Annotated in this window: 1 protein-coding gene; it reads right to left on the bottom strand. The window is 43.0% G+C overall.

Annotated features, from left to right (window positions below):
• Positions 1–797: LysR family transcriptional regulator (locus ABJF11_RS04605; RefSeq protein WP_348118385.1), on the bottom strand; the 797-nt coding region annotated here is incomplete at its 3' end.
• Positions 798–1,087 lie beyond the last annotated feature (290 nt).

The raw sequence follows: 1,087 nt of genomic DNA, 5'->3' as shown, positions 1-1,087 counted from the left end.
GAACGTATACCCTCTGATTTAGCAAACTGCTCTGCTACTCTGCTAGGCAAACAAGCAATCATCTGTGAATTGGGGATAATTGCCGGTAAAGATGAGAAGTGTGGTATATGTAGGCCTATCTTAATAGTCTCACCGCTATTTCTGAGATATGCGCTCGCATCAAAATGGCCGCTCGCCTTAGATACGTAGATATGGTTTTCCTCCAAAAATTGTTCTTTGGTGACAGTTTCCTTCAATCTGGGGTGGCTGCTTGAAACAATACAGCTGTAGTTCTCGGTGAAAGCTAAAATACTTTTGGTGCTTTTTCTTAAAAAACTAAGGTTGCCTATCGCCAAATCAATACGACCCTGAAGCAGTTCCTCCTCTATTTTCGGTATTTCAGTAGTAACAATCTCTAGCTTGCAATTTGGTGCCTTCTCGCGGAGGGCCTCGAGCAGTTTAGGAAGCAAATAAAACTCTCCCAAATCTGAAAGCGCAATGCGGAAGGTTTTTGTGGAGATAGCAGCGTCGAAGTCTCTTGCGAGGGCGATGGCTCGTTCGATGTTTCCGACTGAGCTGGCAAATACTCTGTAGTACTGCTCCGCAGCAAACGTAGGCTTCATGCCATCCCGCGTACGCGTGAATAGCGAATCATTTAACAAGTCCCGTAAGCGTGATAGTGAGTAACTAACAGAAGGTTGAGTTAGGTTGAGGGTTTCTGCAGCTTTGCTAACGCTGCCGTCCTCATAGATAGACAGGAACACCTTTATCAGGCCCAAATCAGATTTTTGCATAATTTTACAGATCCAAATATTCATATGATCTATATTTGATAGCAAAATTTATCAATTTGATCAATATATTTTTCGTTGTTACCGTATAAAATCACGAGGCTGGAAGAGTGAAAAACAACACATCAATCAAGTCAGCCCACTATCAAGTAATAAAGCGCCATGGTGCTAGCAAGATTCTCGGTAATCCTAGATCGAATAAGCTCCACTTTCTGAAAGGTGCCCTCGACGATTTCCGATATCTCCTCTTGCGATATGGGGGAACGCCCCGGAAGAGACGATATTAAAGACAACCAAAGTTCAGGATAAAAAACAAC

This window comes from Reichenbachiella sp. (assembly GCF_039941815.1).
Lineage (GTDB): Bacteria > Bacteroidota > Bacteroidia > Cytophagales > Cyclobacteriaceae > Reichenbachiella.
Note: the sequence above shows the minus strand (reverse complement) of the source record. Positions and strands in the feature narration are given on the sequence as shown.